At 38.4% G+C, this 24,701-nt stretch carries 23 protein-coding genes and 1 pseudogene; 21 read left to right on the top strand and 3 right to left on the bottom strand.

Features of this window, described 5'->3' with window-relative positions:
• Positions 1–87: 87 nt before the first annotated feature.
• The 7 genes from hpf to hisC all read left to right on the top strand — a co-directional run bounded on the left by hpf (position 88) and on the right by hisC (position 6,326).
• Positions 88–429 (top strand): ribosome hibernation-promoting factor, HPF/YfiA family, encoded by a 342-nt coding sequence (gene hpf / locus ACINWC743_RS09265; RefSeq protein ID WP_004830088.1) that lies wholly within the window; start codon positions 88–90, stop codon positions 427–429.
• Between the two features lie 148 nt (positions 430–577).
• The gene (ibaG, locus tag ACINWC743_RS09260; protein ID WP_004830087.1) at positions 578–829 is read left to right on the top strand and encodes a BolA family iron metabolism protein IbaG; all 252 of its coding nucleotides are present in this window, start codon (positions 578–580) and stop codon (positions 827–829) included.
• Positions 830–835: 6 nt separating this feature from the next.
• Positions 836–2,101 (top strand): UDP-N-acetylglucosamine 1-carboxyvinyltransferase, encoded by a 1,266-nt coding sequence (murA, locus tag ACINWC743_RS09255; protein ID WP_004830086.1) that lies wholly within the window; start codon positions 836–838, stop codon positions 2,099–2,101.
• Positions 2,101–2,796: an ATP phosphoribosyltransferase gene (hisG, locus tag ACINWC743_RS09250; protein ID WP_035300830.1), complete on the top strand. Its 696-nt coding sequence runs from the start codon at positions 2,101–2,103 to the stop codon at positions 2,794–2,796. The genes murA and hisG overlap by 1 nt, the downstream gene beginning before the upstream one ends.
• Positions 2,797–2,943: 147 nt before the next feature.
• Positions 2,944–3,606, top strand: coding sequence for a DUF4272 domain-containing protein (locus ACINWC743_RS09245; RefSeq protein WP_009585199.1), 663 nt, complete (start codon positions 2,944–2,946; stop codon positions 3,604–3,606).
• A gap of 128 nt (positions 3,607–3,734) precedes the next feature.
• Positions 3,735–5,036: a histidinol dehydrogenase gene (gene hisD / locus ACINWC743_RS09240; protein ID WP_080971984.1), complete on the top strand. Its 1,302-nt coding sequence runs from the start codon at positions 3,735–3,737 to the stop codon at positions 5,034–5,036.
• 192 nt (positions 5,037–5,228) lie between these two features.
• The gene (gene hisC, locus ACINWC743_RS09235; RefSeq protein WP_009585228.1) at positions 5,229–6,326 is read left to right on the top strand and encodes a histidinol-phosphate transaminase; all 1,098 of its coding nucleotides are present in this window, start codon (positions 5,229–5,231) and stop codon (positions 6,324–6,326) included.
• Between the two features lie 112 nt (positions 6,327–6,438).
• Here the strand turns inward: hisC and ACINWC743_RS09230 are convergent, their stop codons facing one another.
• Positions 6,439–7,794 carry an anthranilate synthase component I family protein gene (locus tag ACINWC743_RS09230; protein WP_009585240.1) on the bottom strand — a complete coding sequence of 452 codons (1,356 nt, stop codon included), beginning with the start codon at positions 7,792–7,794 and terminating at the stop codon, positions 6,439–6,441.
• A gap of 341 nt (positions 7,795–8,135) precedes the next feature.
• On the opposite strand from ACINWC743_RS09230, the gene ACINWC743_RS09225 reads away from it, so the two are divergent.
• The gene (locus ACINWC743_RS09225; protein ID WP_009585205.1) at positions 8,136–9,044 is read left to right on the top strand and encodes a DUF6160 family protein; all 909 of its coding nucleotides are present in this window, start codon (positions 8,136–8,138) and stop codon (positions 9,042–9,044) included.
• Here ACINWC743_RS09225 and ACINWC743_RS25290 read toward each other — a convergent pair.
• Positions 9,000–9,128, bottom strand: a pseudogene (locus ACINWC743_RS25290) (hypothetical protein); the annotation flags it as partial. The gene ACINWC743_RS09225 and the pseudogene ACINWC743_RS25290 overlap by 45 nt on opposite strands.
• Positions 9,129–9,251: 123 nt before the next feature.
• Here ACINWC743_RS25290 and ACINWC743_RS09220 point away from each other — a divergent pair.
• Genes ACINWC743_RS09220 through ACINWC743_RS09200 form a run of 5 tightly spaced genes read left to right on the top strand, consistent with a single transcriptional unit; the run spans position 9,252 to position 16,240 of the window.
• Positions 9,252–10,085, top strand: a complete 834-nt coding sequence (locus tag ACINWC743_RS09220) for a C39 family peptidase (protein WP_005033675.1) — start codon at positions 9,252–9,254, stop codon at positions 10,083–10,085.
• Positions 10,086–10,138: 53 nt separating this feature from the next.
• Positions 10,139–11,329, top strand: a complete 1,191-nt coding sequence (locus ACINWC743_RS09215) for a hypothetical protein (RefSeq protein ID WP_009585215.1) — start codon at positions 10,139–10,141, stop codon at positions 11,327–11,329.
• Between the two features lie 12 nt (positions 11,330–11,341).
• Positions 11,342–13,006, top strand: a complete 1,665-nt coding sequence (locus ACINWC743_RS09210) for an OmpP1/FadL family transporter (RefSeq protein WP_005033670.1) — start codon at positions 11,342–11,344, stop codon at positions 13,004–13,006.
• Entirely contained in the window at positions 13,006–14,286 is a 1,281-nt protein-coding gene (gene filE / locus ACINWC743_RS09205) for a putative pilus assembly protein FilE (protein ID WP_009585233.1), read from the top strand. The genes ACINWC743_RS09210 and filE overlap by 1 nt, the downstream gene beginning before the upstream one ends.
• A 10-nt stretch (positions 14,287–14,296) precedes the next feature.
• Positions 14,297–16,240, top strand: a complete 1,944-nt coding sequence (locus ACINWC743_RS09200) for a hypothetical protein (protein ID WP_009585223.1) — start codon at positions 14,297–14,299, stop codon at positions 16,238–16,240.
• An 87-nt stretch (positions 16,241–16,327) separates the two neighbouring features.
• Here ACINWC743_RS09200 and ACINWC743_RS09195 read toward each other — a convergent pair whose 3' ends face one another.
• Positions 16,328–16,876, bottom strand: a complete 549-nt coding sequence (locus tag ACINWC743_RS09195; protein WP_009585212.1) for an NUDIX hydrolase — start codon at positions 16,874–16,876, stop codon at positions 16,328–16,330.
• A 124-nt stretch (positions 16,877–17,000) separates the two neighbouring features.
• Here ACINWC743_RS09195 and ACINWC743_RS09190 point away from each other — a divergent pair, with 124 nt between their 5' ends.
• From ACINWC743_RS09190 to ACINWC743_RS09155, 8 genes are all read left to right on the top strand, one after another.
• The gene (locus ACINWC743_RS09190) at positions 17,001–17,615 is read left to right on the top strand and encodes a CoA pyrophosphatase (protein ID WP_004830068.1); all 615 of its coding nucleotides are present in this window, start codon (positions 17,001–17,003) and stop codon (positions 17,613–17,615) included.
• A 53-nt stretch (positions 17,616–17,668) separates the two neighbouring features.
• Positions 17,669–18,202 carry a gamma carbonic anhydrase family protein gene (locus ACINWC743_RS09185; RefSeq protein WP_009585244.1) on the top strand — a complete coding sequence of 178 codons (534 nt, stop codon included), beginning with the start codon at positions 17,669–17,671 and terminating at the stop codon, positions 18,200–18,202.
• A 401-nt stretch (positions 18,203–18,603) separates the two neighbouring features.
• Positions 18,604–19,269, top strand: a complete 666-nt coding sequence (tsaB, locus tag ACINWC743_RS09180; RefSeq protein WP_009585242.1) for a tRNA (adenosine(37)-N6)-threonylcarbamoyltransferase complex dimerization subunit type 1 TsaB — start codon at positions 18,604–18,606, stop codon at positions 19,267–19,269.
• A gap of 46 nt (positions 19,270–19,315) precedes the next feature.
• On the top strand, positions 19,316–20,140 hold the full coding sequence (locus tag ACINWC743_RS09175; protein WP_009585249.1) for an undecaprenyl-diphosphate phosphatase: 825 nt from the start codon (positions 19,316–19,318) through the stop codon (positions 20,138–20,140).
• Positions 20,134–20,952 carry a class I SAM-dependent methyltransferase gene (locus ACINWC743_RS09170; protein ID WP_009585251.1) on the top strand — a complete coding sequence of 273 codons (819 nt, stop codon included), beginning with the start codon at positions 20,134–20,136 and terminating at the stop codon, positions 20,950–20,952. Before ACINWC743_RS09175 ends, ACINWC743_RS09170 begins: the two co-directional genes overlap by 7 nt.
• 121 nt (positions 20,953–21,073) lie before the next feature.
• Complete coding sequence (locus tag ACINWC743_RS09165; RefSeq protein WP_009585245.1) at positions 21,074–22,489, top strand: C13 family peptidase; 1,416 nt, start codon at positions 21,074–21,076, stop codon at positions 22,487–22,489.
• A gap of 79 nt (positions 22,490–22,568) precedes the next feature.
• Complete coding sequence (gene fghA / locus ACINWC743_RS09160; RefSeq protein WP_035300848.1) at positions 22,569–23,405, top strand: S-formylglutathione hydrolase; 837 nt, start codon at positions 22,569–22,571, stop codon at positions 23,403–23,405.
• Positions 23,406–23,576: 171 nt separating this feature from the next.
• Entirely contained in the window at positions 23,577–24,683 is a 1,107-nt protein-coding gene (locus ACINWC743_RS09155; protein ID WP_009585252.1) for a YjgN family protein, read from the top strand.
• Positions 24,684–24,701: the final 18 nt, after the last annotated feature.

Raw genomic sequence — 24,701 nt, 5'->3', positions numbered from 1 at the left:
AAGCACAGTTTTTTCCTTGGTGAATTCTGTCATGAAATCGTTTTGGTTATGACTTTCATATTCCTATAAAAGGAGAGGGATAAAGCTATGCAAATTACAATTCGTGGACATCATTTAACCATTACACCTGCAATAGAAGAAAATATTCGAGATAGATTCGCGCAGATGACAAAGCATATCGATCAAGTGAACAGTATGCAGGTGAAATTAAGTAAAGATCATCAATTAGATAAAAGATCAAAAAAAGGCAGTGCAAATCATATCGCAGAAGCGATTGTTCGTTTGCCCGGGATCGAGCTTTTTGCGCAAGCAACTGCGGATGATATGTATAATGCCATTACTAAGCTGACCGATAAATTAAAAAGACAATTAGATAAGCATCGTAAAATGCAGCTGGATTATCAGCCGATGAATATTTTAGCGACTTAAACTTCAATATTTTTAAACATTTTAGAAAGAGGTTGAAAATACCTCTTTTTTTTATCTATATTTTTTGTACCAGCTAATGAATTATTTTAGTGAGTTATAGTAAAATAGCCAGTTTTTACACTGTTAGTCCTAATAAGAGGTCGATGCAATGAATAGTGAACAGCTCACTGAAATCTTAAAAGCAGCTTTTCCTGATGCTGAAGTTGCTGTCAGTGGACAAGCAGGTAAATTTGATCTCCGTATTGTCGATGATCAGTTTGAAGGGAAACGTCCTGTTCCTCGTCAACAAGCTGTTTATGCACCACTTAACAGTTATATTGCTAGTGGTGAAGTACATGCGGTCACTATTCGTGCGATGACTAAAGAAGAATGGCGCAAAGCCAGTATGTTTGGAGCTTAAGCGTCAATGGATAAATTTGTCATTCAAGGCGGTGTAAAACTCGAAGGCGAAGTACGCATATCGGGTGCAAAAAATGCGGCATTACCTTTGTTGGCTGCAATGATTCTTGCAGACACACCAATTACTTTAAGAAATGTCCCAAATTTAAAAGATGTCCGTACCTTGGTTAAATTGATTGGTGGTCTTGGCGTCACCATGAGTTACGAGGGAGAAACCGTGATTGCGGACACCTCTACTCTGGATAATCAATTTGCACCTTATGAATTGGTAAAAACCATGCGTGCATCAATTTTGGTGCTTGGACCATTATTAGCGCGCTATGGGAGTGCAAAAGTCTCACTTCCGGGTGGTTGTGCGATTGGCTCACGCCCTGTAGACCAGCATTTAAAAGCGTTGGAAGCTTTAGGTGCGCAAATTGAGGTCGAAGCGGGTTATGTACATGCCAAAGTCGATGGGCGTTTAAAAGGTGGTGAAGTCATCTTTGATATGGTGACGGTCGGTGGAACTGAAAATATTTTAACCGCAGCTGTTTTGGCTGATGGGGTCACGACGATTCGTAATGCTGCACGCGAACCTGAAATTACAGATTTAGCGCAAATGCTGATTAAAATGGGCGCAAAAATCGAAGGTTTGGATACAGACACCTTGGTGGTTACAGGTGTTGAAAGCCTACACGGTTGTGAGTATTCAGTGGTTGCTGATCGTATTGAAACTGGTTCATATTTGGCTGCTGCGGCAATCACTGGCGGTAAAGTAAAAACCACCCATACTGATCCAAATTTGCTTGAATCTGTTTTAGATAAATTTGAAGAAATGGGTGCAGAAGTCACCCGTGGTGAAGACTGGATTGAGCTTGATATGATGGGCAAACGCCCAAAAGCAGTCAGTTTCCGTACTTTACCTCATCCAGAGTTTCCAACAGACATGCAAGCACAGATCATGGCTGTAAATGCAATTGGTCGTGGCTTTGCAACAATTTCTGAAACGATTTTTGAAAACCGTTTTATGCATGTCCCTGAATTAGCGCGGATGGGTGCAAATATTCAGGTTGAAGGTAATGATGCTATTGTGACAGGTGTAGAAAAACTATCTGCTGCACCTGTAATGGCAACTGACCTGCGTGCTTCATTTTCTTTAGTTTTGGCTGCTTTGGCAGCTGAAGGCGAAACCATTGTTGATCGTATTTATCATATTGACCGTGGTTATGAGAATATCGAAGCAAAATTACAAGGTCTAGGTGCCCAAATTAAGCGAGTGAGCGAGACAAGTTAATGAGCGATATGAGAAACGATGATCCAAATTTTGACGTTATGGGCAATTTTGATCATGGTTTGACTTTGGCATTGAGTAAAGGACGTATTCTCAAAGAGACGCTTCCTTTACTTGAAACTGCGGGAATTAACTTACTGGAAGACCCTGATAAATCGCGTAAGTTAATCTTCCCAACCACACATAAACAAGTTCGTATTTTAATTTTACGCGCTTCTGATGTGCCAACTTATGTTGAAAATGGCGCAGCAGATATTGGTGTCGCAGGTAAAGATGTGCTAATGGAACATGGCGCTCAAAATGTCTATGAACCATTAGATTTAAAAATTGCCAATTGTAAGTTAATGACTGCAGGTAAAGTGGGCATGGTACGTCCTAAAGGACGTTTAAAGATTGCTACAAAATATGTCAATTTAACTCGTCAATACTATGCAAGCCTAGGTGAGCAAGTCGATGTGATTAAACTTTATGGTTCAATGGAGTTGGCGCCTTTGGTAGGTTTAGGGGATTACATTGTAGACGTGGTTGATACAGGAAATACTTTGCGTGCCAATGGTTTAGAACCTTTGGAAGAAATTTGCAAAGTGTCTTCACGTTTGATTGTGAATAAAGCAAGCTTTAAGCGTAAGCAAACTTTATTAAATCCTATACTTGCACAGCTTGAAAAAGCAGTGGAAGAGCGTGAAAAGCAAAAGTAATATCCTCAAGTCAATGTATAATCAAAATCACCACTCAAACTAGAGTGGTGTTTTTTTATAATCAAAATCAAATTTTTAACAAATTATGGCATAACCTAAATACGGTTTATGATAAAACATCATAGTCATTCATATATAAAAGCTCAGATGAAAACGCCTCAACAACGTAAAAATCAATCTATACAGATCCTTAAGCAAAATTCAATTCCCTATATTGATCACTTACCTGTGATCGAATCTGTGGAAGAAGCGCAAATGCGTACAGCTGAAGAGATTGCTAAACGAGCGATTGCTTGTTTATGGGTCATTCAGGTGGCTTGTGATCTAAACAATGATCAATACGATGATGAAACGCAGGAATTTGTATTTGATATTTTAAAAAAAATGCAAGTTTTAGCGGAATTGACCAAAAAAGAGCAGGCGATTTTAAAGCGTGATGTATCTGAACAAGACGTTGTTAATATGGTTTGGAAATACGAAGCTTATTGGGTCTTGTTATGGGCTTTAGGTCTCGTGGATGAGCTCACTTATCCTGATCATATTATTGATTGTGATTTTGCGATTCAAGCGGTGACCTCCTGTGAAACATTTGATGCTTTTATGAGCAAAGTGAAATTACGTGAGATTGAGGAAATTTTAGATCAGGCAGATTTAATTTATCGTTATGATTGGGCTTGTGTGGATGCGCGTTTAAAACAACAGCAAGCACCTGCAAATCTAAACTCATCGGTTGTTGTTGAAAGACACGGTGCATTGAATTGGTTAATTCAGGCAGATAGTGACTGGGATTATCCAGATGTGAGTACTTAAATCAGATTTTGTATGATCAACAGTATTCCTCATCAGACTTTCCTATCAAACTAAGTTAAATTGACTATGTGATCTTTGCCCACAAGATGTTCAAAACAAGGTAAACTAAATCTTTCTTAAACAACCTTGTGGGTAAATTGATGCGACGTTTATCGACTCAAGAGCAGAACTTTAAACAAGTCTTTGCTGACTTGTTAGCTTTTGAAACAGTGAGTGATCCTGAGCTTTTAAAAACAGTAGACCAAATTATTGCAGATGTGCGTCAGCATGGCGATGCACATGTATTAAAACTCACTCAACAGTTCGATCGACATCCAGCGCATCAATTTTCAGATCTAGAACTGTCACAAACCCAATTGAAAGCTGCATTTGAGGGCTTAACGGTTGAAATTCGTGACGCCTTAGAAATGGCAGCACAACGTATTCGTTCATTTCATCAAGCACAAAAACAAGAAGGTTGGACTTATATTGATGATTTGGGCAATACCTTGGGGCAAAAAGTAACACCTTTAGATCGTGTTGGGATTTATGTTCCAGGTGGTTTGGCATCTTATCCATCTTCTGTGCTGATGAATGCCATACCTGCACATGTTGCTGGCGTACAAGAAATTATCATGGTTGTACCTGCGCCGAATGGTGAATTAAACCCTTTGGTCTTGGCTGCTGCATATCTGGCTGGAGTACATCGTGTATTTACCATTGGAGGTGCTCAAGCAGTTGCAGCATTGGCTTATGGTACAGAAACAATTCCACAGGTGGATAAAATCACTGGACCTGGCAATCGTTTTGTTGCCGCTGCAAAACGTGCGGTTTTTGGTCAAGTGGGAATTGATATGATCGCTGGACCTTCTGAAATTTTAGTGTATGCAGAAGGTGAAAATAATCCAGAGTGGTTGGCGATGGATGTATTGTCACAAGCAGAGCATGATGCTGTTGCACAGGCAATTTTTATCACACCGGATGAGCAGCTTTTAAATGATGTGGAGCTGGCAATTGAAGCACATTTGGCTGCTTTGCCAAAAGCAGAGATTGCGCGAACATCGATTGCGAATCGTGGAGCTTTAGTTTTGGTTAAAAACCGCCAAGAAGCGATTGATTTAATTAATCAAGTTGCGCCAGAACATTTAGAGTTGTGTTTGGATGAGGCGCAAATGATGTCAGAAAGTATTCGCCATGCAGGTGCGATCTTTATGGGGCGTTATACACCAGAAGCGATTGGTGATTATTGTGCAGGTCCTAACCATGTACTGCCAACATCAGGCACAGCACGCTTTTCATCACCTTTGGGTGTTTATGACTTCCAGAAACGTTCAAGTTTAATCATGTGTTCTGAGCAGGGGGTTAAACCACTGGCTAAAACAGCAGATCTTCTTGCTCAGCAAGAGGATTTGGATGCACATGCACGATCTGCACGATACCGTTACCAGTAATTAAATTGAATACCTCATTGATTATGTAATGCAAATTCCTCTCAAAGCAAAAGAGAGGAAGCTATTTAAAGTAGAATGCAGAGTCTGTGGCATTTATTTTGATAGCTTTGAATTACCTTCTCTCAATGCGCTTTTAGTGAGTTGCACTTAAAGTGGTGTAAGAGGCAGATGAGGCAAATAAGAGATAAGAAAATGTCAAAGATTCGTCCTGAACAAATGCGTTTTTGGAGTCCTGAGGTACGTGAGTTAGATCCGTATGTCCCGGGAGAACAGCCTAAAATTCAAAATTTATTAAAACTGAATACCAATGAAAACCCTTATCCGCCATCGCCGAAAGTGGTTGAAGCGGTTGAAGCTGTTTTGGAAAATTCCGCGGATGCATTACGACTTTATCCAGATCCCGATGCAACTGCATTGAAACAAGCAATTGCTCAACAACAGCATGTCAATATTGCCAATGTTTTTGTCGGCAACGGTTCAGATGAAGTTCTAGCCCATATTTTTAAGGCTTTTTTCGTACAAGATCAGCCTATTTTATATCCAGATATTACCTATAGTTTTTATCCTGTTTATAGTCAGTTTTTTGGGCTTTCTGCTCAAACAAAAATCATTCCTCTAAATGAGCAGTTTGAAATCGTGGTGGATGATTATAAACAGCCTAATGGTGGAATTATTATTACCAATCCAAATGCGCCCACCAGTATTGCATTGGGTTTAGATGCTATTGAAGAAGTTTTACAATCCAATCCAGATGTTGTGGTGGTGATTGATGAGGCTTATGTTGACTTTGGAGCGGAATCTGCGGTACAGCTGGTTGAAAAATATGAGAATTTAGTGGTCTGTCAAACGACTTCAAAATCTCGTTCTTTAGCGGGACTACGCGTTGGATTTGCGATTGCACAGCCACATCTCATTGCAGCATTAGAAGCTGTTAAAAATAGTTTTAACTCCTATCCGATTGATCGTTTTGCCATTGCTGCTGCCGTTGCGTCTTTTGAAGATCAAGAATACTTTGAAGCGCAATGTCAAAAAGTGATTCTCAGTCGCGACAAACTGGTTGCAGACTTAGAAGCGATAGGCTTTAAAGTGCTGCCATCTAAAGCGAATTTTATATTTGCATCTTTACCGTCTAAAGATGCTGGTGAACTTGCACAGGCGTTGCGTGAAAGGGGGATTATTGTCCGTTATTTTAATAAGCCTCGTATTAACCAGTTCTTAAGGATTACGATAGGTACAGATGAGCAAAATCAACGGCTTGTTGATACTTTAAAGCAGGATATCTTGTCTTAACTGTAATTATTGCATGTGGTCGACATGGATGTCGCCTTGCGATCGTGATGAAGATAAAATGGCTGATAGGGAAACAAAAGCCATTTTATTTATATTGAGTGAATCATGCTCGTTAATTTCGTTCCGTGTATTGGTCTTCTGGCTGATACCAAGTATTGAGCAGATCAAGCATTGCGGAAACTTTATCAAAACATTCCTGATATTCAGCATCGCAGTCAGACGCAATGGTGATTCCCCCACCTGCCCATAATGAAATGTCATTTTTATATTTTTGAATCGAACGAATTAAAATATTCCAAGATCCTGTACCATCAAAATTAAAATATCCCAAAGAACCACAATAAGCACCACGCGGAGCACACTCTAACTCTTCAATAATTTGCATTGCTCGAATTTTTGGTGCGCCTGTGATTGAGCCACCTGGTAAAGCCGTTAAGAGTACATCAAATGGATTGACTTCAGGTTTTAATGTTGCTGTGACTTCACTCACCATGTGGTGGACTTGGTTAAAAGACTCAATATTGAAAAGTTTAGGTGTTTTTACTGAACCTGTTTCGGCATATACACTTAAATCATTACGTAACAAATCAACGATCATGACATTTTCTGCCTGATCTTTTTGAGAATGAATTAACCGATCTTTGGATTGTTGATCTAAAACAGGGTCATCATAACGCGGCATCGTGCCTTTGATGGGCTTAGTGATAATTTTACGATCCGCTTTAAAATCAATAAATAATTCAGGTGAACAACTCAGTAACTCAAAATCATCAAGTTTTAAATAACCTGAATAAGGTGCATCAGTCAGTTTCCAAAAACGTTCAGCTGTATCTAAAAGTAAGCCTTGCGCCTTTGCGCTGAACTCTTGTGTCAAATTGATTTGATAGCAATCGCCTGCCTTAATGTATTCTTGAACTTGGGTAAAAGCTCGGGCATAGTCTTGTTTTGTCCACTTCGCTTGACAGAGCGTGTTGAGTTTAAATGTGCTTGGTGCTTGATTTGTATGTAATAGATTCTGTACGAATGTGAAAAATTCTTCTGCACAAGATTCTAAGCTGCAGAAAACTAATTGTTGATTTTCGATGTGAATAAAAGTTTGATATTCACCCATATAAAAATTAGGTTGGGTTCTTATTGCTGAATCAATATGTTGGGCACTGGCATAATTGTAGTCGATAAATCCAATATAACCTCCTTGAAAATTTTCAACGCTATCCGAAGAGGAGAGTGGATTAAAAGAAAAAAAATGATCGAACTTATTTGTATTTTGATCTTTTTGATAATTGCTAAAGTCGGTTCGTGTATAAGTCTCGTATTGTTGTGAGGTTGAAATACAATACTTTTCAGGTAAGAAGGCGATGACATCTTGCCCTGAATTTTTTAAATAGACACAACCAAAAAGCGAGTGAAGTCGATGTAATACTGTAGCAATGCTGTTTGATGGAAAATGTAATAACTTCCGAAACATAGGGAGATTGAACTCAAAAAGAAAAATTGATTGATTCGGCTATATTCTACCTGAAAACCAAGGTGAAAAAACTGTTTACCGTTTATCGGTTTTATCAACTTTGTGATAAACAGCGGTTGAACAAAAAAATAACATAATGTAGTGAAACTGCTTACCGTTTATCGGTTTCATCTCCTTTTTGATAAACAGCAGTTGAACAAAAAGTAACATACAGTTAATTTAAAAGGGCAAAACGGACTACTCAAGGATTGGTGTTCTAAGTTGTAAAACAACTAAAAACAACAGGGAACTACGGAGAGTGGTTAAAAATGAAAAAAAATGCTCTTGGGAGAGTACGGATTATGAAATTATTTACTAAACTCGCTTTAGTTTCTGCTGTTGCTGTTAGCTCAAATGCAATGGCTCTGCAAGCAATGGATGATGCTGCACTGAGTGCAACCACAGGTCAAGATGGTATCAATGTTGGTATTGATGCTTCTAAAATCGAAATTGCTAAACTACATGTTTTTGATGGTGATGGTTTGGCTGTAAACGCAACAACTGGTGGTTCAGGTAAAGCGGGTGCGATCACTTTAAATAATGTGGTTGTGACCAAGACAGGTACTGGTAATCTAGCTGATTTAGTAATTGATACTGATGGTAGTGCGACTGCTGGAGCAACAGGTAAGCCATTTTTAAACGTAGCAGCAGCAATTAATGCGCTTAAAATTGATTTAGGTAAAATTGAAGTTAATAACGTAACTGGTACTGCAGGTGCTTATAAACCAGATGCTGGTTCTGCTGAAATTTTAAGTGGTTTAACTGTGAATGTGGGCGCAAGTACAGCTAATATTCAATTGGGTAATACACCTCAGGGTGCAATGATTAAGCTTGCTGGTAAAATGATCGGTGGTTTATCAATTAGTAACTTGGCACTTAAAGATGCATCTGCTGGCGGTGGTGGTTATATCGTATTGGGCGGTATCAAACTTAATGATACGGGTAGTGCTGATTTAGCTATGGATGCTGATATTGCGGTAACTCAACAAGGTTTAGCGGTAACTGCGTTGAAAAGTACAACAGGTACTGATATTTACTTAAGTCGAGTTGTGTTAGGTGGTGGTACAGGTTATGTACCGGGAACTCCAGGCACTCCAGGTACAGGTACGGGTTCTGCTTCGATTGGTGATGTTGCAATCAGTGGAATGAAATTCTATAACGGTGGTTCAGCTACGCCAAATGGTGTAAAACTGACTATTTCTGGTCACTAAGTTAGAATTAATTGGTTGTAAAAAGACGCATGCAGAGCATGCGTTTTTTTTTACAAAAAACTGCCCTAAAAACGACAAAAGTTCAAAAAAAGACTGTTTTTTTTTTCAAAAAACGGTATCTTCTAGTTTCAGGGATGTAGAGTGTTCACTCTAAAAATAAAATCAGCACTTTAGGCAAAATACTGCCGATACTTGATAGTTAAAATTATGTTAGAAATTACTTTAGGTTCGGCATTAATGTACTATTTTGCCAACCACGCACTAGATGTAAAACCCAAGCCAAAGGATGCTGTTTATTATACTGAGCTTGCGGATTCTCGGGACCCATCATTCTCACGAAATCATCGTGAGATGGTACAGATTAAACCTGCTTTAGAAAATCAATTCCGTGGTATCGTCCGTCAGGCATATGACTATAGTTGTGGCTCTGCGGCGCTCACGACATTGCTTAATGGATATGTCGGAACAAATTTAACTGAACAACAAACCATGGAAGGTTTATTACGTTTTGGAGAATACAACCGTATTATCGAACGTCGAAGTTTTTCTCTGTTGGATATGAAACGTTTTGTGGCTGCGATTGGTTATGAGAGTGGCGGCTTTAAAGGGGAATTCACAGACTTAATTAATCAAAATCAACCTGTGATTGTGCCTATTTCTTATGCAGGCTTTAAACATTTTGTGGTATTTAAAGCGTATAAAGATGGTCGGGTCTATGTGGCTGACCCTGCATTAGGAAATATTAGTTTTGACCAAGAGCGCTTTAAGCAAGTTTGGGAAAATAATACTTTATTTATGATTAATGCGCCTAAAGACCAACAACGTAATATGTTGGCTTTACAAGAGGCAGATATGCGTCATGTTGATGATGCAACAATTAATCGTTATGCATTGGTAGAGGCTCAATATTCAACAGATTACGTCAATAGATTGGCAGATAAAGCATCAACCATGCGTAAAGTAATTGACCTAGATACCAAGTCAGCAACCTATAATCAGCCAATTACAACTTACCTACGACTCTATTATAAACGTAAGTAAAAGATGGACTAAAAATTACATAACTGAATTGGATTTTTTGGGATAGGAATAATATGAATAATCAATGGATGAAAAGAACTTTACTTGCAGTGAGTATTCAGTTTGCAATTGGAAGTTTATATGCGGCTGAAACAAATACTGAGGTTGATGCAAGTGCTGAAGCAGCAGTAGATCAAGCTGTTCCAGCTAAAGAAGATGTACAGATTAATAAAGATGAAACAAAATCTTTAGCACCAAAGTCAGGCTCTCAAGCGGCTGAAGCATTACAAAAGAAAGAAGGGGATGCTTCTCAGGAAACCAACTTACAAGAAGTTTTTACATCCAATGAGCGGCAATATTCCTTAATTAAAAAAGGTGAAATATCAACTTTCTATGATTTGGATTATTCATACTATCGTGATTCACAACTGAATTTGGGGATTAATGAAGGTACTGCTTATCAACTTCGTGTAGATGAAGATGCAAGTCATACCATTACCAATACCTTTACGGCGCAATATGGCGTTCGAGATAATTTAACGTTTACGGCATCTGTACCTTTTATCGCAAAATCAGATAGTTTAAAAGATGCAACTGCCGCAGGTTTAGGGGATATTAACTTCGGAGCACGTTGGGAACCTTTTCCACTTAAAGCTGGTCGTTTACCGCTGATTTTATTTGGTAGTGTATCAACAAAAACAGGGGATAGCCCATACGAAATTAACCCGAATACAGATCTCTCCACAGGTAAGGGGTATTATTCTGTCGGTTTCGGTGCAAGTACCCGAAAATATATTGACCCTGTTGTATTATTTGCCTCTGTTTCGGCTAACTATGGATTTAAAGAAACTGGTTTAAACCAAGTGCGTGGGGGTGGAAATGCCAATGGTCAGGGTGGTCAGCAGCTCGGTCAACGGGTTTTAGAAGAATTTGATCCAGGAGTGACAGGCGGATTCTCTTTTGGTTTTGCGTATTCATTTAACTATGATGTATCTATGACCATGTCATATCAACAATCATTTAATATGAATACCTCCTTTACCTATCAGGCAAATCTAGCAACCCCTGAAAAGGGGCGTGAAAAATATGATGCTGCGAATCAATCAAGTGGTATGTTCTCGATTGCTTTAGGTGTGCGAGTCAATCCTGAAACCATTGTGAATGGTACATTGGGAATTGGTTTAACTGAGGATTCACCGGATATTTCACTTGGATTGTCCTTCCCATTAGATATTATTGGCTTTGGTAAGAAAAAAGCTCGCTAAGGAGTGTAAGGTATGAAAAACATACGTTTGCGCCCATTAGTAACAGCAATTTTATTAACAGGGTGTTCAACTCAAGTATTTGCACATTTAGGGCTTAACCTATCTGTAGATATACGTTCATTGACGATGGGGAATGCTGTTACTGCAGACCCTCCAGGAATTAGTGCAATTCATTTTAACCCAGCTGGATTGACGAAACTTAAAGGTCTACAGACAGACGTACAAGGTATCATTGCAAACTTTGATGTTCAACGAGAGTTTTCTGCACCGCCAGGTTATAACGTATTTGGTTATTCTGATGATCCTTTAATCTGTAATGATGCACCAGATAATCCTTCCAGCTTATGTACAGACTATAAAGACTCTGTACGTGGTGACGTTGAATATGCAAGTTTATACATTCCTATTTTAAAGAAAGTTGTAGATTTGGGACCCGGATGGCCAGTATTGGCGCCTACTGGTGGAGTTTCATATAATCCGCCAGGTTCAAAATTAACCTATGCAACCGCAGCTTACGCACCGATGGTGGCAGGATTTGGTTCAGAAGATAAAAATCCCGGCAACTTTATGGGACAACAGGTTGCCATTGAACGTATTACATATTTATCACCTTCTGTTGCATATCAAGTCAATGATCAACTCTCTTTGGGAGCTTCGATTGGGATGTCATATAATGCCATGGCACTAAAGACAGACTTACGCTTCCCCAATGAAATGATTGGCGTATTACGAATGGTGGATGAGTCTGTTTGTGGACCATTCCGAAATAACTCCAATATGATCACGGATCTTTTGCTGTTTGGTATTTGTAATGCCAATGAGGGTATGAATCCTTTTGGTCAGTTCGGGAAAATGCAGGTTTCTTTAGAACAAAGTCTGAGTCCAAGCTATAACTTGGGTTTAATGTGGGAGCCAACTGAAAACTTTGGTTTTGGTATGGTCTATCAAAGCTCGGCAAAAATGCGTATGAAAGGTAAATATTTCATCGATAATGCCAACGCGCCAAGAGAACTGATTAAAGGCTTAAACTCATCTGCGACGGGGCAAATCCTTGCTGCGATTCTTGGGTTTCCAGGTTATATACCACCAACAGAATCTGGTTTGATCGCAATGGATTTGGAATATCCAGCACATTTCCAAGCAGGGATAAAATATAAGGTTTTACCTGATTTACAAGTGAATTTCGATGTTGGGTGGACAGACTTTAAAGCGTGGGAAAAATTCCAATTTGAGTTTGATCGCCAAATTTCAGCATTAAAAATTGCTAAACTTTTATCCAATCAAGTCACAGATACTTCATTGGCTTTCCCGCTTGGCTTTAAATCACCATGGAGCTGGGGAGTTGGTGTTGAGTATTCAGCCAATGACCGTTTAAAACTTCGAGCAGGTTATGAACCTCGTGCCAGTGCGATTCCGGATGATAAACGAAATACTATGGTGCCGATCAATAATGCTCAATTATTCGGTTTAGGTTTAGGTTACCGTTTTGATGAAGATACGGATATTGATTTATCTGTGGGCTTCTTACGTAGCCGAGATAATATTCCTGCAAATACCAGTAGTTTAGCGAATAAAACAGGGGTAGATAATTTACTGCTCAACCCATATGCTGGATTGAATGTAAAAACAAATACCAAAGTCACAATTCTAGGGATTAACTACAGAACGAGATGGTAATGCATTTAAAAGCTGAGAAAAAAATAGTTTTGACTTCTTTGTGGCTGGTAATTGGTATGAGCTTAGCCACATCAGCTTGCTATGCATCCAGTTTCTATACCATTATCGGACCTGATGGGCATCCGATGATTATCCAAAAACCTGAATCATCAACAAAACCTGAAACCAAACAAAAAAATAATGAGAAGAATGAAAGCAAAACTGTAAAACCTATTATTGAGGCTATTCAACCTCAATCCAGCACAACACAAAATAAAAATGTGACTCAACCTGAGCGTTTTCCTACAAGTGCGCCAGAGCCAAAAAAACCTGTGATACCTTTAACTAAGCATTCATCAGAAATCCAAACAAAGTCGCAAGAAACTGTTAAGGGTTCACCACAACCACAAAAAAGTGTTTCGTCATCAGTACAGCCAGATGAACAAGAAAAAACAGCTGTAGTTGTTCCAGAAACCAAAACTGCTGAAATAGCTAAATCACAACATGATGCTAAACAAGTCGAAAAACAACAAAAGAGTTTAACGACTCAGAACTCACAAATTTCCAAAGCTGCGCTTAAAACGCAGAGTATCCAAGAAACTGAAGACAAAAATTTCACCATCATTGATGGTGAAAAGTATGTGAATAATGAATATCTGGAAGATCGTGAATTTAATCTCGAGGGGAAAAAGCGATTTTATATGACCCCAGAAATTGGTGCAGTACATGGGCGTTATGAAACAATTGAACGACAAAAGGGACTGAGTACAAGTCTCTTAAACCGTATTCGAGGCAATCCAGATGCTGACGAAAAAAAACCAGTCGTGCTATCTTCAACTTATTTCCGATTACCTAAAGACGAAGTGGTTCATAATTTAGAACAAGCTTGTTTCACAGGTAAAAAAATACTTAAAGCAAAAGGTTTATCACTTAAAAATCAAGAGATTGGTTTATGGCCTGTTGCGCCGATTAAAGCGCATTTTGCTTATGAAGTGGTGAAATTAGATGCTCAGGTACAAAATATACTTTTGACCTCCTACGCATCCTCTTCTAAGACACAAACCTACTATTGGCCTTTAGTTGTATTTTTAGATGAACAAGGCTGTGTCATTGAAGGTGTCAGTGGCTTTAAAAATGAAGAATCACACGACAACAATTTACAATATGCCGCAATGGAAGGTGTGTTGAGAAAACCAGAAAAAGCGACTTATCTATTTTTAACACCATTATCCTCAGCTATAGATGTTGAAAATAAACAGTTAACAAATCATGGACAAATTAAGCTGAGTGTTATTCAGTAAGGACGAGATTATGAAAAAAAGAGTATTAGCCCCATTCGTTTTAACGAGTTTAGGTTTAGCACTTACTGGTTGTGGTGGTGAAAGTTCGACAGTCAATGAAGATCCCTACAAAGGTATCGTCACTTATACCAATGGCTGTGATGCATCTTATGAAAAATGTTTAGGTTTTTATGTTGATTATCCAGTGACTGGATTAAATTTTGATTGTAGTACAGATACTCGAAATCATTTCACTACCAAATTAGAAGGTGGTTTGGCTTCTGGTGGTTGTTTAATTGGTGATAAGGCAAAATTTTATATTCAGGGTTCTCAATCAGAACGTAAAATTGTTTTGGGGGATGTAGATTTAAACAAAATTCGTCCATTAAAGGTGAGGGGACAACCTGCTGCGATTGGTTTGATTGATATCGCAAGTGCCATGACAGGCAAAACACCTGCCAGTATGGATATGAGCGATGATACTTTTAAAGTCATGGTTGGCTTGGTTCGTGTTTTCCAAGCGATTGGTGTAGAGCAAAATACTCACCAGGTTGGGGATATTCAACCTATCGAATTATCAGATAATTTAAAAAATAACCTTAAAGATTTACCTGCGGATATTGGTGTTGCCGATTTTCTTGATGGCAGTTACATCGAGAAATTAAAACCATGGCTCAATCTTGAAACTGTCGATAATGCTTCAGCACAGTTAACAGCACAGCGTTTGATTCAACAGTCGCTAGTTAATATTTACTCTACAAACTTCCTGATTTTTAGTGGAGCAAATGTTGATATCCAAGGCTTTACAGGGAAGAGTGACTTAAATACGAAGAACGAATCGATAGCCAATATGTATCTCGTGACGGACCGCCAAGGCTATACGACAGGTTATGCGATGCAATGGATAGGTGTTCCGCAAAAAGTCGAAGGTAGCACCATTGCTGATTCATTGTTAAAGTTCCTGTTACTCAATCAAGTGGTTCCACAAAAATTAGATGTCAATCCACAGCAAGGTTGGATCAGTCCATTAACTCGAAAAATCAGCAATCCATTGATATTTAAAAAAGATCAAACCACCACGGATCAACTGAGTATTTATCAAGGTACATTGCTGAACAATACCAATGTGGCGGGTACCGAATATATGTATAAACGTGCCACTGGTGCGACCACTGCTCCGACAGATACGACGGTTTATGGCAAGTGGCGTCAGACATTCAATGGGGATCAGCTTTCAGGTGGTATTGATATTTATAAAACCAATCCTGCGAACTATCTAGATCGAAGAGTTTTCATGACGAAAAATACAGTAAAAACTGGAGAAAAATATTACTTCCCTCTGTATGCCAATATTACATTTACGTTTACGAATCCTGAAGTTAATCCAAATACTCAAACCCTAGGTATTGTGATTGATGAAAATGGGGATATCCGTACTAACCTTGGTCGAAATGGTACTTTAAATTCAAATACCTGTGCGGATGTCGATCCAAGCACTTACATTGATAAAGAAACAGGTGTTCAACAATATCGACTGGGTACAACAGGAACTGCTTATATTAATGGGGATATTGAAAAATCAATTACACTGCGTATGATTTTAGCCAATCCTATTTTTGGAAGTCTTGATGGTGCTTTAGTGGGATTGAATGAAAGATTAGTCGTTACCCCTACGAGTGGGACTACCAACGATGACTTAAATAAAGCTTCAGTCTCTTCTGGCGGTATTCGTTTAAACCTTCAGCGATTAATTAATGAACAAAATACCTCTAGTGGGGTGAATATAACCAGTTGGGATGGAGACAAAACAATTCAGGCAACTTGGGTCAATTTACAAGCGGTTTATCAGGCAATCTATAACAATACAGATACTAATAAAGATAAGCTTACTACAGAACAAAAAGAGTTAGCGAAGCGTCAGCAAGGGACCCTATCGGTAAGTTTGCCACAGTGTTATACAGTGAAAACCAAATAATCTCATTGCGCTAAAAAAATCCCCCAATTGAGATTGGGGATTTTTTTAGCTCTCTATATAATTGACTATCAATAAAGTAATTTTTAATCAACCTGTTTGGTCGAGACGTGTTCCTAATGTTTCTAAGTGCATTGGGAAGATATTATTTTTCCGATCTTCAAAATAATGACGTAATGTACGTTCAACGCTTGGAAATGCTAAATCATTCCAAGGGATTTCATGTTCTTCAAATAATCGGCTTTCGAGTGTTTCTTCTCCAGCACCAAAAAAACCATCTTTAATTTGTGTTTTAAACAACACATAAATCTGTCCAATGCGTGGAATATTATACATACAGTACAATTGTTCGATTTCTACTTCTGCTTCTGATTCTTCACGTGTTTCACGTGCTGCACCTTGCTCCATGGTTTCAAACAGTTCCATATACCCAGCAGGTAATGTCCAAAGCCCATAGCGAGGTTCTATTGCACGGCGACAAAGTAAAACTTTATCTTCCCAAAGGGCAAGTGCACCGCAAATAACTTTAGGGTTGACATAATGAATAGTGCCACAGTGTGTACAAACTTTACGGATTTTTTGATCACCTAAAGGAATTTTTTCGATTGTCGAATGACCACAAACACTGCAAAAACTCATAAGCTTCATTGAAAATGTGAGATAACTCAGCATAACTGAAAAATTCTACTTTCGCATCATTTATAGCCTTATCCATAAAATTTCATATATGATAGAAAGAGAACAAAAATATTGAGTGAGATACATGCAGGATCATGAGTTAACACAAATATTGCAAAACAGATTACGTTTTGGCAGAAGAACATTTCCTGCCAATGCTGCGGTTCTGATTGCAATTACTCAGGAAGCTGATCCTAAAATTTTGTTGACTAGACGTTCTGCATATCTATCAAACCATGCTGGTGAAGTTTCATTTCCGGGTGGTAAGCGTGACCCGAATGACACTAGTAATATTGTTGTGGCTTTACGTGAAGCTTGGGAAGAAACTGCGTTAAATCCTTTTGATGTCAAGCTGATTGGTGATTTACCCATGGAGCGAGCAAAAAGCGGAATTACGGTCAAACCTGTGGTGGGGTTAATTCCACCTGATATTCAATTGATTCCACAACCGACTGAAATTGATCGTATTTTTTATGCACCGATTAAAAAAATGATGGAATCACAACCTATTCCTTATGAAGTGCGATTGGCACATCAATCTGTATATTTTCCTAGTCTGCGAATCGAAAATGAAATTATTTGGGGTTTAACGGCTAGAATTCTAATTTCATTATTTAAATATGGATTGGATTATCAGAAAAACTGGCCATTTTTATTGAATTCTCCATCATTTAAATCTCAAATCTTTAATCGAAAATAAGTTTTATATTTGAAAGTATTGTTACAGGGAAAAATTGAAAGGAATATTACACGATGATGTATAAATTTAAAGGACTGGCACCTAAAGCGTTACATGAGCCTTTTAATGGTTGGGTTGCTGATAATGCAACTGTAATTGGTCAAGTTGAGTTGGGACAACAAGTCAGTGTTTGGTTTGGTGCCGTTATTCGTGCGGATAATGCGAAAATTCATGTAGGGAATTTCAGTAATGTTCAAGAGAACGCAGTGTTACACACTGATGCAGGTATTGAATTACACGTTGGCGATTATGTGACTATTGGACATCAAGCAATGCTGCATGGTTGTACCATCGGTGAGAATAGTTTGATTGGTATCAATGCAGTGGTTTTAAATCATGCTGTGATTGGTAAAAACTGTATTATTGGTGCCAATAGCTTGATTCCTGAAGGTAAAGTCATTCCAGATAATTCTTTGGTGGTGGGTTCTCCAGGAAAAGTCATTCGAACTTTAGATGAAAATGCAGCTAATTTATTAAAAATGAGTGCAATGCATTATGCCTCACACTATAAAGATTTTATCAATTTAGAAGAGTTTAAGTTTGATTAGCATGGTTGTTTCAAAGTGAATAGCGTCATTTAAAAATGAATAATGTCTTTGAATAAGGCTTTATTTTTCTCGGGCGAGGGGTACATGCTGTACTCTCGCTTCAATACTCATCCCATTAAGTAAAATTACATAACATAAATAAATTGCTTTCATCGCCTTATATTTTAAGAAAATTTAATCAGTTTGCTTAAGTCGTATCCATGCGTTAAAGATATTCAACTGAACACTGCCATCGAGAGTGTTAATATCTTTTTTGCTCAGGAAAAAAGTCTATTGCCTTGATTTTTTGTAGATGAATTTGATCTGATGGATTTTATCTGACAGGCTTTAGCGCTTAGTTCTCGCGCTAATGAAATGAGTGGAGTATCATAGGCAACATTTTTAATACAGTAAGGTTGTGCATGAAATTGCTGGCATTGGAAACTGCCAATGAGCAGTGTTCCGTTTCGATTGTTGATGAAACTCAAACACTCTATTTTCAACTTGATACGCGAGCAAAGGCACAGACTCAAACGATTTTGCCAATGATTGAGCAAGGCTTTCAGCAAAACCAAATCAGTAATCAAGCGCTGACTGCAATTGCGTTTAGCCGTGGACCTGGTTCTTTTAGCGGTGTACGTATCAATGCCGCAGTGACCCAAGCATTGGCATGGGCACATGATATTCCTGTCATTCCTGTGTCTACATTACAAGCATTGGCTCAGGCAGCATATCAACATGCTCAATTGGTAGAAGTTACAGCCGTTTTAGATGCACGTATGAATGAAGTTTATATGGCGAGTTTTAAGCTCGATCAAAATAACATTATGCAACTTGTAGATGAAGAAAAATTATTAGACTATCAGCAGGCTGCAGCGTACCAAAAATATACTTTAATTGGTTCTGGTGCAACATTGGTCGATGCTGAAGCGACTAAATTTCAGAAACTTACTGCAAATGCCAACGATATTGCGACGATTGCAAGACAATATGCATTGAAACAGCAATGGCTCAGTGCTGAACAGGCATTACCTGTATATTTGCGTGATAATGCATGGAAAAAAATACCAGAACAAGGCAAGCCATAATCGTTTTTCGCTTTAATTTTTAGGATTTAATTTTTTAGGATTTAACATGGATCTTTTACTGCTACTCAAAGCAGCCATTATGGGTATCGTTGAAGGTATTACCGAATTCTTACCTATTTCAAGTACAGGGCATTTAATTCTTGCATCTGAATTAATGAATTTCTGGACCAAAGAAAAGAGTGACTTATTTGTTGTTGCGATTCAAATGGGGGCAATTGCTGCCGTCATTTATGAATATTGGGGCAAGCTTTGGGGAGCTGCTATCGGTCTGTTTTCTGGTGAACCTAAAGGTCGACATTTAGGCGTGAGCATTATTGCTGCTTCAATTCCGATCATGATTGTGGGTTTGACTTGTGGTGATATCGTAAAAGAACTTTTGTTTAATGATATTTCAGTAGCGATTGGCTTAATTGTTGGTGGTTTAATTATTTGGTGGGTAGAGAAAAATCCACCTAAAGTTAATGCAGTTGAAGTCGACAATATTACGATTAAAGAAGCAATCTATATTGGTTTGATTCAAGTTTTAGCGCTTATTCCAGGTACTTCACGTTCAGGCGCAACAATTATTGGCGGTATGATGTTGGGTGTATCGCGTAAGGCGGCAACTGAATTTTCTTTTTTCTTAGGTATTCCTGTCATTGTCGGTGCAGGGTTATTAGATCTTTTTAAAAACTATCATATTTATGAAACTACTCAAGATTGGACCGTATTTTTTGTAGGTTTGATCGTTTCGTTTGTTTCTGCATTAATTCTGATTCGTGTTTTGGTGGCTTATGTTTCCAAACGTGATTTTATGGTCTTTGCTTGGTATCGTATTGCATCAGGTTTAATCATTTTATTATTTGCTTTAACAGGTTGGAAATTATGGTAAGCGAGATTCGCTTATTTACAGAATCCACTTTTTTAGAGAAAGCACAGTCTTATCAAACTGTGCTTTCTTTACGTGGAGTCGTGGTTAATATAGAGGTGATTGAAAAACTCAACGCGCGTTTTTTAAGGTTAAACCCTGAACTCGCACTGTGTGTTGATGAGCAAGGTTTGAGTCTATGTGCTAATGGCATGAGAATGCAGCCTGATTGGAAAGCTGAAATACCACGTCTAAAACGTGCCAGTTTAAAATCAGAAATGATTGCTCGTGCTTGTCATCTTTCAGAAAAACCAAAATTGGTCGATGCCACAGCAGGTTTAGGTCATGACAGCTTGTTGATGGCTTATCTGGGTGCCAATATTCGCTTGGTAGAGCGTCATCCAATTTTGTTTACTTTGCTTGAAGATGCAAAAGCACAGGCTGAAAATGATCCATTTCTAGGAAAAGTCGTTGCGCGAATTGATTTAATTTTTTCGGATTCCACCGTCTATTTAGAGCAATTGATTCAAGACAAACAAACAGTCGATGTGGTTTATTTAGATCCCATGTTTCCGCAACGTGATCAACATCAGCAGGCAGTCAAAAAGCAGGCGCAAGTCAAAAAGCAAATGCAGTTATTGCACATGCTGCTTCCAGAAGATGGTGAAATGGATTTAGGAGATCATCTTTTAGTCTTAGCTCAACACATTGCCAAACGGGTTGTGGTAAAACGTCCTCGATTGGCTGTATTTTTAAATGATCAACCAACCAATCATCAGTGGCAAGGGGATGCTTGTCGTTTTGATGCTTATTTTAACAGCAATCTTATTGAGTAGTTTGGTAACTGTTTCAATAATAGTCGAATTATTGATATATAGTTAAATCAAACATTGATAATTTTTTAGCCAAGCCTAAACTAGATAGGCTGATTGAAGCGACTGCCTTAACAGAATCTATATGATAGACCTTAAACCCTCAATTAACTTTTGGCATGATTTGAAAAGTAACCAACGTGCAGGGATCTGGTTATTCTTGGGTTCGCGAAAGTCTTTACAAATTGTTCGTCCGTCAATTTTACAGCTTATTTTTTGGGGGCTGTTGGGTGCATGTGCCAATACTTTATTTAGTTGGTTGGTCGCAGGTGATGGTGGGGTATTTAATCGTCAAGGCTTAGTCAGTTATGCTTTATGGCCATTTATTGCTTTGATTGTTGGGATATTCCTCTCTCAACGGACCAATAATCCACGTTTAATGTTGGTGCCTGCATTATTATGGTTGGTGCTTGATACGCATATCATGTTGTTTCAGTGTCTTTTACAGTATCTGGGCAATCATGATCTGTTACCGTATTTCACTTATGATGTAATTCCGCTGTTGTTCTTTGCTTTATTTATTTGGCAGAGCCTTGCAGTGGTTTGGGTGTTTTCGAGAGAGTTAAAATGGCCGTGGTGGGAACGTGCGCTGATCATGTTTGCTACGGTTGCGACGCTGTTTACTTGGCAAGTATCTATTAAAGAGCAGCCGATTTGGAAAGTAGAAGAGGTCCCACCGAGTATCAGTGAAAATGCGTTCTATGCCCAAAGTCGTTTACTCAATAAGGCATTAGAACAAATTCAGTTTGGTGAGTTTGCCAAAACACACTGGTACTTTTTAGGTGTGGCAGGGGCAAGTTATCAGGATGTATTTAAATTTGAGATTGATCGAATTAAAGAGCAGTTCGATACACGTTTTGGTACATTCGGGCGCTCTGTTGAATTGGTGAATAATCCTGCAAGTATTAACGAGACCCCAATCGCTTCAAAAACCAGTATAGATCTCGCCTTACGCCGTATCGGTCAGCAAATGAATCGTGAAAGTGATGTGTTGTTTTTGTATATGACCTCACACGGTTTACCGAATCGTTTTGAATTGGAAAATGAACCGATTGATTTAAGCGATGTTGATCCAAAATGGCTCAGAGAAAGTTTAGATAAATCGGGTATTCGTTGGAAAGTGATCGTTATATCAGCCTGCTATTCAGGTAGTTTTGTTTCAGCACTGCAATCACCAGATACCTTAATTATTACTGCTTCTGCAGCTGATCGTGCATCATTTGGTTGTTCAAATGAAGCAGATTATACTTATTTCGGTCGAGCGTTCTTTGATCAAGCAATGCGTGAACAAGGCTCATTAAAAGCGGCATTTAAAGAAGCATCTGAAACAGTTGCGAAATGGGAAAATGCGCAAGGATTTGATCCATCTGAGCCGCAGTGGGTGATTGGAAAAAATATGGAGTTGATGTTGCCTCAATTAGAGCAGCATTTATTTCCACAACAAGGTGTGATTGCTTCCGCACAAAGTCAGAATGAAAAGTTAGATCCAGCTAAACCTTGATGGTTATTGTCATTTAGGCATCAGGTGAGTGATATAAACCTTAAACAATTCGTAAATCCAAATTTAGAGAGAGATGGCAATGGAACTTTTAACTAACACGATTTGTTTTGATGGTGAACAACGAATTTATCAGATTCAGTCGAATTATTTAAAAGGTGCAAGCAAAGTTGCTGTTTATATGCCACCTCAAGCTTTAAAAGGGCAAAAGTGTGCAGCATTGTTTTATCTGGCTGGTCTGACCTGTACTGAGGAAACATTCATTATTAAGGCGCATGCCCAGCGCTTGGCGTCACAACTCGGTTTAATATTGATTGCGCCAGATACTTCGCCACGAGGTCAAGACGTTGCTCAAGGCGATTCATGGGATTTGGGACAAGGTGCTGGATTCTATATCAATGCAACTCAGGCACCGTGGTCTGAACATTTTCAAATGGAAAGTTATATCGTCGATGAACTTTATTCTTGGGCGCTTGAAACATTCCCAATCCAATCAAATGCGATCGGTATTTTTGGACACAGTATGGGAGGACATGGCGCATTAACATTGGCATGGAAATATCCACATTATTTTAAATCTGTGTCTGCCTTTGCGCCAATTTGCGCACCAAGTGAATGTCCTTGGGGCGAAAAAGCTTTTTCCCATTATTTAGGGGATGACCAATCAGTATGGCGCCAACATGATGCCACGCAGTTGTTGCTTAATAAGGGTTCACTGTTTGATGAGGTTTTGATAGACCAAGGCTTAAAAGATCAATTTTACAGTCAATTGAATCCTGAAAAATTCCAGCAAGCGTGTAATGCTGTTGGGCAAAAGATCAGCCTGAGATTTCACGAAGGCTATGATCATGGATATTATTTTATCCAAAGTTTTATGGATGATCATTTGCAATTCCATGCTTTACAATTGCAAAAATAGAATGCGATTTATCCCAAAATATTAAAAAAAGCAAATTGATGCTGAGTAAAAGTAAATTGTTGTTTGCTTTTACTCTATTTCTTTCAGTTTAGAAAAAATATACACTGGCACTGATATTTTTTATTATGAAAAACTTGAGTTCACCATCATAATTTGAATAAAGAGAATAATATGCAAGATCAAATTCCACCTCCATTTCCTGATCATTTGAATGTGGATCAACAGGTCACACCACCCAGTATTCCGCAATATACAGACCAACAATACCCTAAAGTTCACCGCTTTAAGTTTCATGGTGATGCAATGGAGTATTTTGGAATATGGATTGTCAATATTCTATTGACCATTGTGACTTTAAGTTTGTATGCACCTTGGGCAAAGGTTCGTCGTTTACGTTATTTTTATGGAAACACGGAGTTTTTTCAGCGACGCTTTGACTTTACGGGTATACCAACCAAAATTTTAATAGGGCGTTTGATCGCATTGGGGATCTACGCAGCATTTTCCATTTCATCCCACTATTCAATGATAGCAACTGTGGTTGGGTTGGTTGTGTTATATGCTGCAGTCCCTTGGTTGATTCGTGCAACTATGCGTTTTACTGCGCGAAACAGTAAATTCGGGAACAGCCGATTTTATTTTGCTGGAACCACTAAAGAGTCTTATAAAGTCTTTTTCTTGAGCATATTGGTGTATATTTTTACTTTGGGTATCTTTTCACCTGTAGCGATATGGCTATATAAAAAATATTATCTCAATCATTTATATGCAGGGCAGTTAAACTTTAAATTAAATGCAGATTGGTCTGCTTATATGGCGGCTGTCTATGTGCCTATTTTTATGTCGATTGGTGTAATTATTGCATTTTCTGTGGTTTATTTCGGCATCATTGGCACTGTTGCAGGCTTCTCACCAAGCTTTTTTATTACTGGGATATTTATCATGTATGCAGTGGTTGGATTATTTATTTATCCATTAATCGCTGCACGTCTTTTTATTACCACATGGAACAATACCACGGTTGGCAACAGCCAATTTAAAACAGATTGCAATCAGTGGCGTTATGCATGGATTATTGCCTCAAACTGGATTGTCAAAATTTTAAGCATAGGATTGATGTCTGCTTGGGCTGCGATTCGTATTCACAAATATCAGGTTGAGTCGATGAGCTTAATTTTGCATGATGATCCAGATCAAATGATGAATTTGGCACAGCAAGAACAAAGTGCTTTAGCCGAAGAAATCAGTGACATTTTTGACATTGATATTTCTTTATAATGATATGAGTTGAATAAT

Source organism: Acinetobacter sp. WC-743, assembly GCF_000335555.1.
Classification (GTDB): domain Bacteria; phylum Pseudomonadota; class Gammaproteobacteria; order Pseudomonadales; family Moraxellaceae; genus Acinetobacter; species Acinetobacter bereziniae.
This window is presented reverse-complemented; position numbering and strand designations above follow the sequence as displayed.

What these genes read in the sequence shown, in the direction of transcription:
- ACINWC743_RS09230 (WP_009585240.1), bottom strand. Translation starts at nt 7,794, where the DNA reads ATGTTTCGGAAGTTATTACATTTTCCATCAAACAGCATTGCTACAGTA.
- hisG (WP_035300830.1), top strand. Translation starts at nt 2,101, where the DNA reads ATGAGCGATATGAGAAACGATGATCCAAATTTTGACGTTATGGGCAAT.
- ACINWC743_RS09245 (WP_009585199.1), top strand. Translation starts at nt 2,944, where the DNA reads ATGAAAACGCCTCAACAACGTAAAAATCAATCTATACAGATCCTTAAG.
- ACINWC743_RS09225 (WP_009585205.1), top strand. Translation starts at nt 8,136, where the DNA reads ATGAAATTATTTACTAAACTCGCTTTAGTTTCTGCTGTTGCTGTTAGC.
- murA (WP_004830086.1), top strand. Translation starts at nt 836, where the DNA reads ATGGATAAATTTGTCATTCAAGGCGGTGTAAAACTCGAAGGCGAAGTA.
- ACINWC743_RS09220 (WP_005033675.1), top strand. Translation starts at nt 9,252, where the DNA reads ATGTTAGAAATTACTTTAGGTTCGGCATTAATGTACTATTTTGCCAAC.
- ACINWC743_RS09170 (WP_009585251.1), top strand. Translation starts at nt 20,134, where the DNA reads ATGGTAAGCGAGATTCGCTTATTTACAGAATCCACTTTTTTAGAGAAA.
- ACINWC743_RS09155 (WP_009585252.1), top strand. Translation starts at nt 23,577, where the DNA reads ATGCAAGATCAAATTCCACCTCCATTTCCTGATCATTTGAATGTGGAT.
- ACINWC743_RS09195 (WP_009585212.1), bottom strand. Translation starts at nt 16,876, where the DNA reads ATGAGTTTTTGCAGTGTTTGTGGTCATTCGACAATCGAAAAAATTCCT.
- ACINWC743_RS09175 (WP_009585249.1), top strand. Translation starts at nt 19,316, where the DNA reads ATGGATCTTTTACTGCTACTCAAAGCAGCCATTATGGGTATCGTTGAA.
- ACINWC743_RS09165 (WP_009585245.1), top strand. Translation starts at nt 21,074, where the DNA reads ATGATAGACCTTAAACCCTCAATTAACTTTTGGCATGATTTGAAAAGT.
- filE (WP_009585233.1), top strand. Translation starts at nt 13,006, where the DNA reads ATGCATTTAAAAGCTGAGAAAAAAATAGTTTTGACTTCTTTGTGGCTG.
- ACINWC743_RS09200 (WP_009585223.1), top strand. Translation starts at nt 14,297, where the DNA reads ATGAAAAAAAGAGTATTAGCCCCATTCGTTTTAACGAGTTTAGGTTTA.
- ACINWC743_RS09215 (WP_009585215.1), top strand. Translation starts at nt 10,139, where the DNA reads ATGAATAATCAATGGATGAAAAGAACTTTACTTGCAGTGAGTATTCAG.
- ibaG (WP_004830087.1), top strand. Translation starts at nt 578, where the DNA reads ATGAATAGTGAACAGCTCACTGAAATCTTAAAAGCAGCTTTTCCTGAT.
- ACINWC743_RS09210 (WP_005033670.1), top strand. Translation starts at nt 11,342, where the DNA reads ATGAAAAACATACGTTTGCGCCCATTAGTAACAGCAATTTTATTAACA.
- hpf (WP_004830088.1), top strand. Translation starts at nt 88, where the DNA reads ATGCAAATTACAATTCGTGGACATCATTTAACCATTACACCTGCAATA.
- hisC (WP_009585228.1), top strand. Translation starts at nt 5,229, where the DNA reads ATGTCAAAGATTCGTCCTGAACAAATGCGTTTTTGGAGTCCTGAGGTA.
- tsaB (WP_009585242.1), top strand. Translation starts at nt 18,604, where the DNA reads ATGAAATTGCTGGCATTGGAAACTGCCAATGAGCAGTGTTCCGTTTCG.
- ACINWC743_RS09185 (WP_009585244.1), top strand. Translation starts at nt 17,669, where the DNA reads ATGATGTATAAATTTAAAGGACTGGCACCTAAAGCGTTACATGAGCCT.
- fghA (WP_035300848.1), top strand. Translation starts at nt 22,569, where the DNA reads ATGGAACTTTTAACTAACACGATTTGTTTTGATGGTGAACAACGAATT.
- ACINWC743_RS09190 (WP_004830068.1), top strand. Translation starts at nt 17,001, where the DNA reads ATGCAGGATCATGAGTTAACACAAATATTGCAAAACAGATTACGTTTT.